This window comes from Accumulibacter sp. (assembly GCF_016789985.1).
Taxonomy (GTDB): domain Bacteria; phylum Pseudomonadota; class Gammaproteobacteria; order Burkholderiales; family Rhodocyclaceae; genus Accumulibacter.
Map to the genome: position 1 here is coordinate 1 of NZ_JAEUOL010000199.1, position 6758 is coordinate 6758.

7 protein-coding genes, 1 tRNA gene and 1 pseudogene are annotated in these 6758 nt (G+C 64.9%); 2 read left to right on the forward strand and 7 right to left on the reverse strand.

Annotated elements, in window-relative coordinates; translation table 11 throughout:
* The 7 genes and pseudogenes from JNK99_RS11720 to JNK99_RS11750 form a co-directional block, all read right to left on the reverse strand.
* Positions 1–86: pseudogene (locus tag JNK99_RS11720) on the reverse strand (aminoacyl-tRNA hydrolase); the annotation flags it as partial.
* A gap of 78 nt (positions 87–164) precedes the next feature.
* On the reverse strand, positions 165–761 hold the full coding sequence (locus JNK99_RS11725) for a 50S ribosomal protein L25/general stress protein Ctc (protein WP_291853188.1): 597 nt from the start codon (positions 759–761) through the stop codon (positions 165–167).
* An 83-nt stretch (positions 762–844) separates the two neighbouring features.
* Complete coding sequence (locus tag JNK99_RS11730; protein ID WP_291853191.1) at positions 845–1795, reverse strand: ribose-phosphate pyrophosphokinase; 951 nt, start codon at positions 1793–1795, stop codon at positions 845–847.
* Positions 1796–1885: 90 nt separating this feature from the next.
* Positions 1886–1962, reverse strand: a tRNA-Gln gene (locus JNK99_RS11735).
* Between the two features lie 117 nt (positions 1963–2079).
* Positions 2080–2949: a 4-(cytidine 5'-diphospho)-2-C-methyl-D-erythritol kinase gene (ispE, locus tag JNK99_RS11740; RefSeq protein ID WP_291853194.1), complete on the reverse strand. Its 870-nt coding sequence runs from the start codon at positions 2947–2949 to the stop codon at positions 2080–2082.
* On the reverse strand, positions 2949–3584 hold the full coding sequence (lolB, locus tag JNK99_RS11745; RefSeq protein WP_291853197.1) for a lipoprotein insertase outer membrane protein LolB: 636 nt from the start codon (positions 3582–3584) through the stop codon (positions 2949–2951). The genes ispE and lolB overlap by 1 nt, the downstream gene beginning before the upstream one ends.
* Positions 3581–5398 carry a tetratricopeptide repeat protein gene (locus tag JNK99_RS11750; protein WP_291853198.1) on the reverse strand — a complete coding sequence of 606 codons (1818 nt, stop codon included), beginning with the start codon at positions 5396–5398 and terminating at the stop codon, positions 3581–3583. Before JNK99_RS11750 ends, lolB begins: the two co-directional genes overlap by 4 nt.
* Before the next feature lie 26 nt (positions 5399–5424).
* Between JNK99_RS11750 and mutM the strand changes: the two genes are divergently transcribed.
* On the forward strand, positions 5425–6252 hold the full coding sequence (gene mutM / locus JNK99_RS11755; protein WP_291853201.1) for a bifunctional DNA-formamidopyrimidine glycosylase/DNA-(apurinic or apyrimidinic site) lyase: 828 nt from the start codon (positions 5425–5427) through the stop codon (positions 6250–6252).
* Positions 6253–6331: 79 nt separating this feature from the next.
* Positions 6332–6758: dynamin family protein (locus JNK99_RS11760; protein ID WP_291853203.1), on the forward strand; the 427-nt coding region annotated here is incomplete at its 3' end.

A 6758-nucleotide genomic window follows, 5' to 3' on the forward strand; every position in this document is an offset into this window, starting at 1 on the left:
ATGAACCAGAAGCCGACGTTGTGCCGGGTGTCTTCGTACTCGCGGCCCGGGTTGCCGAGGCCGACGATGAGGCGTGGTGGTGACATGGGATCGTTTGCCCGGGGGAAACAACAGGCCGCCGTCGGCAGCGGGTGCCCGACGGCGGCCTGGCGGAGGTCGCGGACTTAGCTGGCCGCTGCGCCCTCGGCTTCGTCGCCGCCCTTCTTGGCTGAAATCGATACCAGTACATAGTCGTCACCGTGCAGTACCGGCTTGACGCCCGGCGGGAAGACAAGTTCGGAGGCATGGATCGCATGGCCGGCTTCGAGGTCCTTGAGATCGACTTCGATGAAGGCCGGGAGATCCTGCGGCAGGCAGCTCACCTCGACGTCGTTGTGCACGTGCGAGACGTTGCCACCCGAAATCTTGACGCCCGGAGCGATCTCGGCATTGATGAAGTGCAGTGGGACGCGTTGGTGGATGGCGTGTCCGGCATCGACGCGCTGGAAGTCACAGTGCAAGACCAGCGGTTTCCAGGGGTGCATCTGCGAGTCACGCAGGACGACGCTTTCCCTGGCGCCATCGATGTTCAGCGTCAGGATGGACGAGTGAAAGGCCTCCTTGCGCAGGTCGAGCAGGATCTCGTTGTGATCGAGATCGATCAGTTGCACGGCAGCCGGACCACCATAAACGATGGCCGGTACCCGGTTCTGGCGACGCAGGCGGCGGCTCGCTCCGGACCCCTGCAAAGTGCGCTTGCGCGCTTCAAGTTCAAATTTCATGGACAGCTCCTGGTGGGACAAACCCCGCCCGCGACCAGGCGGGGGGTTGACAAAACTTGGTTCGAGGCGGCGGGTGCCGCGCCCTATTCGATGAATAACGAGGAGACGGAATCCTCGTTGCTGATCCGGCGGATCGTTTCGGCCATTACCTCGGCGACCGAGAGCTGGCGGATGCGCGGCGAATTCTGTGCGTCCTCGCGCAGCGGAATGGTGTCGGTGACTACCAGTTCGTCGAGATCGGAATGGTTGATCCGCTCGACGGCGTTGCCCGACAGCACCGGGTGCACGCAGTAGGAAAGAACCTGCATCGCGCCGTGTTCCTTGAGCGCGGTGGCGGCCTTGCACAGGGTGCCGGCGGTGTCGACCAGGTCGTCCATGATCACGCAGGTGCGTCCTTCGACCTCACCGATGATGTTCATCACCTCGGAAACGTTGGCCTTCGGGCGACGTTTGTCGATGATCGCCAGATCGCATTCGAGACGCTTGGCCAGCGCTCGTGCGCGAACCACGCCGCCGACGTCGGGCGAGACGACCATCAGGTGATCGAAGTTTCTTTTCCACACGTCGCCGAGCATGATCGGCAGCGAGTAGATGTTGTCCACCGGAATGTTGAAGAAACCCTGGATCTGCTCGGTGTGCAGGTCCATGGTCAGCACCCGATGGACCCCGGCCGCGGTCAGCAGGTCGGCCACCAGCTTGGCGGCGATCGGCACACGCGCCGAGCGCACGCGGCGGTCCTGTCGGGCGTAGCCGAAATAGGGGATGGCTGCGGTGATGCGGGCGGCCGAGGCACGCTTCAGCGCGTCGGCCATCACCAGCAGTTCCATCAGATTTTCGTTGGTCGGAGCACAGGTCGATTGCAGGATGAACACGTCCATGCCGCGCACGTGCTCCTGAATCTCGACACTGATCTCGCCATCGGAAAAACGCCCGACCTGGGCTCGCCCGAGCGAGATGTTGAGACGCTTGACGACCTCGGCAGCCAGGGCAGGGTTGGCGTTTCCGGTAAAAACCATCAGGCTGTCATAGGCCATGGTGCGCTTCCTTTGGCGCCCCATGCTTCGGCGCCGTATAAAGCAAGACGGGCAGGTCAGGCCGCCTGCCCGCTTTGACGGAGATTGGATTGGCTGGGGAAGAAGGATTCGAACCTTCGAATGCCGGAATCAAAATCCGGTGCCTTAACCAACTTGGCGACTCCCCAGCGGTCGCTCGCATCACCTGGATGGCGAACGCGGCGCGCATTATAGCGGGGTTTCTTCCGGAAAAAAAGCGCTCGTCGCTTTCCCGGTCAAACAATTCCCAGTCAGTCCTGGTTCGCTCAGTTGGCCAAGCCGAAGAGCGGATGCCGGTCGAGACCGGCGGCCGCCCAGGCCCGCATCCCGGTGGGCAGGTGCTGCAGGGCGATTGCGGCCTGCTGGCTGTCGGTGAATTCGGCAAAGACGCAGGCGCCCGACCCGCTCATGCGGGCAGGCGCGGGTGTGGCTGCCTTGCGCAGGGCGGCGAGGTGCTCGGCAATCGCCGGGAAACGGGCGCAGGCCACCGGCTCGAGGTCGTTGCCGCCGCAGCCCGGCCGCCATTCGTCGGCGGCGAGACGCGGCGTATTGCGCCGCAACTCGGGCGCAGCGAAAATGGCGGCAGTCGGCACCTGCAGCGGCGGCTCGACGACGACATAGTGGCAGGGTGGCAGTCCAACCGCCTGCAGCCTATCGCCGACTCCCTCGGCAAAGGCGTTGCAGCCAAAAACGAAGACCGGCACGTCGGCTCCCAGGGTGAGGCCGATCTCCTGCAGGTGCTGACGGGACAGGCCGAGTTGCCAGAGATGATTGAGCGCCAGCAAGACCGTCGCCGCATCGGAACTGCCACCTCCGAGACCGCCGCCGAGTGGCAGGCGCTTTTCCAGACGGATGTCCACCCCGGCCCGGCAATTGGTCTCGCGCTGCAACCGACGCGCGGCACGGACGGTCAGGTCGTGTTCTGCCGGTACTCCCGGCAGCGGCGTCAGCAGTTGTACGGCGCCGTCGGCGCGCGGCGCGAAGCGCAGATGGTCGCCATGTTCCAGCAGGCGGAACACGGTCTGCAGCAGATGGTAGCCGTCGGAGCGCCGGCCGACCACGTGCAGGAACAGGTTGAGCTTGGCCGGTGCCGGATAGCTGCTCTGCCAGTCCCAGTTGGCGAGTCCGGCGCTCATCACGGCGCTTCCGGGGCGGGCAGCGGCTGCCATTCCTCGATTCGCAGGCGAAGCACGAAGCCGCCCTCGCGCTCGACGAACAGACGGCCGGGCAGCGCCTGCGTCTGCTCGCTGTCATACGCGTAGTCGACCCGCCAGTCCTCGTGGAGCAGGCGCAGGGGACGGCCGAGTGGGTCGAGTTCCAGCCGGCCGCCGTCGGGATTCCTGCCGCGCAGCCAGTCGAGCAACTGGTTCAGGGAGAGGGGGTAGTCGAGCACGGACTGAAGCAGCTGGTCGATGTTGACGGCCGTTCGCGTGCTGCCATCACTGGTTCTGAGCTGCGCGCCGTCGGCGTCGCTGGTGATCTCGGCCATGGTCTGCCCGAGCGGTGACGAGAGCAGCAGTTCGTTGTGCTCGCCGTCGTGGCGCCAGTCCAGGCGGCCGGCATAGCTCTTGCCGGCATGGCGCAGCGTGAAACGGCCAGCCAGGGCAAACGCCTGCGGGCGGTCGCGCTGCAGGACTGCCGGATGCTGCGCCACGGGTGGCGGTGGGAGGGTGGTGCACGCCGCGAGGCCGAGCGCCGCGCCGAGCAGCAACACGAATACACGGTCGTCCTGCTGGCGGCCGCCAGCCGGTGCCACGTACTGCTCGTTCAAGGGGCGAACTTCTGGATCGCTTCCTGCAGCGTTTCGTTCGATGGCTCCTTCTTCTGAGCCTCGAGCAGGATGCGTTGTGCCTCGTTCTTGCGGCCCAGCATCCACAACACCTCGGCGGTGTGCGCTGCGATCTCGGGATCCTGCCGTCGGGCAAGGGCGCGCTGGAGATAGCCGAGGGCGCCTTCGAGATCGCCCTGCCGGTAGAGTACCCAACCCATGCTGTCGAGAATGAAGGGGTCGTTGGGCTCCAGGCGCAGCGCCTTCTCGATCAGCTGCCGGGCCTCGGTCAGGCGGATGTTGCGGTCGGCATAAGAATAGCCGAGTGCGTTGTTGGCTTGTGCGCTATCCGGCTGCAGTTCGATCAGCTTGCTCAGGCGGCTCTCCATCACGTCCACGCGGCCGAGCTTTTCGGCCAGCAGCGCCGATTCGTAGAGCAGGTCCGGCTGCTCCGGCTGCTTGCTCAGTTCCTTGTCGAGGACGTCGAACGCCGCTTGCGTCTGCTTGGCTTCGCGCAGCAGGCCTGCCTCGGCGATCGCCAGTTGCGGGCGCAGTTCGGGGTTGCTTTCTGCCGCGGTGCGCAGCAGGTTGCGGGCTTCGTCGAGTTTGCCTGAACGGCCAACGATCGCCGCGCTGCGCACCTGCGCCGGAAGGTAGTACTCCCCTGCGCCGACCTGCCGGTAAAAGAGCAGCGCTTCCTCCGGACGCTTGCCGTCGTCGGCAATCTGACCGAGGTAGTAGTAGGGTGCGCTCTTGTTCTGCAAATCGAGCGTCACCAGGTGTCTGAGTTGTTTGTCGGCCAGCGCAATGTCGTTTTCCTGCAGAGCGAGGATGGCGACCGCGTAGACCACGTCAGGGTTGTCCGGGTAGCTCTGCAGCAACTGTTCGAATTGCCGTTTGGCTTCGGCGTAGCGCTTTTCGCTGACCAAAGTACGGGCCAGCTGGAGTTGAACCTCGCGCGCTTTCGGATTCTGTTCGAGGAAGCGCTGCATCGCGCCAATCGCCTCGGCAGGCGACCTCTGGGCCAGAATCTGCGCTTCCAGCAGCGCTGCCATTTCCCAGCCGGGCCGTAATTCGAGAGCCTGCCGCGTTTCCGCCAGTGCTCTTCCCTGTTCGCCTGCCCCGCTGGCCGCCACAGCGACCGCGTAGTGCGCTTCGGCGAGGCCGATGAAGGGCGCGCAGACCTTGCTGACCAGTTGCAGAACGGCCTGGCGGTCGGGGTTGCGCGCGAACATGCGGTTGAGTGCCAGAAGATTGGCCGGCAGGGCTTCCTTGTCCGCCTGCAGCATGCTGATCAGCTGCGGCGCCAGGCCGTCGAGCTGATTGGACATGACCAGGACGCCGATCAGCACCTGCTGGGCGCGCTTCGAATCGGGCTGCACTTCGACCCAGAGCCGGGCGAGTTGCAGCACCAGGTCGACCCGGCGTACGTGACCGGCGATTTCGACGGCGCGCTCGATGATTGCCGGGTCGCGCGTGCGCTGCGCGAGGTCGGCGTAGGCCTGGCTGGCAAATTCCTTCTTGCCGCGCTGCAGAGCCACTTCGGCGAGCAGCACCTGATATACCACCTGCCCGCTCAGTTCCGGGTTCTGGCTGTCATCGGGGAGTGGCGCGAACGGCGCGGCCTTGCGCGCGGCACGCGTCGGCGTCGGTTGCCTGGCGGCGGCTGTCTCGTCGGCAGCCAGCACCGGTACGCCGAAGGCAAGCACCAGTGGGGCGCAGAGGAGAATATTCTTGATCGGTTTCATGGTTTCCTTGCCGGCGGCGAACAGTTGCGCGAACTGACGAGTGGTTTGCGTCATAATCCGTTCGCGCATGTTATGGACTTTTCGCGGGAGCAGCAATGCCAGAACTTCCCGAAGTCGAAGTGAGCCGTCAGGGACTGCTTCCCTATCTGTCCGGCGAGTGCATCGTCGGTGCTGTCGTGCGCACCCCAAAACTGCGTCACGAGATTCCTGCCGGACTGGGCTCGCGCCTCGCCGGCCTGCGGGTGGACGCCATCCTGCGGCGCGGCAAGTATCTCCTCTTCGATTGCCAGAGCCATGCTGGGGGTGGCTGGCTGATCCTTCATCTGGGCATGTCCGGCAGCCTGCGCCTGGTGCCGCCGGACACGCCCGCCAGACCGCATGACCACGTCGACCTGCTGTTCGCCGGGACGGTTCTCCGCCTGCGCGACCCGCGCCGTTTCGGCGCACTGCTCTGGCACGAAGGTGCTGCCGTCGATACTCATCCCGCGCTGCTCGCGCTCGGCATCGAGCCGCTGTCGGACGGCTTCGATGGCGACTGGTTGTACGCCGCGACGCGCCGCCGCCATGGCCCGATCAAACCCTTGCTGATGGATGGCCATCTGGTAGTGGGCATCGGCAACATCTACGCTGTCGAGAGTCTGCATCAGGCGGGAATCTCACCCAGACGGGCGGCAGATCGGATCTGTTGCGAACGTTACCGCGGGCTCGCCGAGGCCATTCGTTCCACCCTGCAGACGTCGATCGCCGCCGGAGGAAGCAGTGTGCGCGACTATGTGCACAGCGATGGCGGTGCCGGGTGCTTCCAGCTTAGTTGTGCGGTGTATGGCCGGGCCGGCGAAGCCTGCCCGCGTTGCGCGGGGACGGTGCGCGTGATCCGCCAGGCGGGCCGCTCGACCTTCTACTGTCCGCGCTGCCAGAATTGAACTGCGCTGCGCCAGGCTGCTGATTGGAAGGGGCTTTGTGATAGAGTGAAAATACCGAATCCTGGCCTGGAAAGCTGACATGACGCTCGCTCAACACTTTGCCGCCTACAGCGAATGGCGGGCACGGATCTCCGGGGTCCTCGAGAAGTTTGCCGGCTGGCTGTCCGACAACGAGCTGACCGACGCCCAGATCGACCGCCGGATCGTTCAATTACTCGACAAGTTGCGCGAGGACCGCTTGCAGGTGGCATTCGTCGCCGAGTTTTCGCGCGGCAAGTCGGAGTTGATCAACGCCATCTTCTTTGCTGCCTACGGCAGCCGCGTTCTGCCCTCGACTGCGGGGCGCACGACGATGTGCCCGACCGAACTGATGTTCGAAAAGGCCAAGGCCCCGTCGATCGAGTTGCTGCCGATCGAGAGCCGCGAGTCGAAGGCCAGCATCAGTGAGTACAAGCGCTATCCCGACGAGTGGGAAACCGTGCTGATCGACACGACGTCGGCCGAGG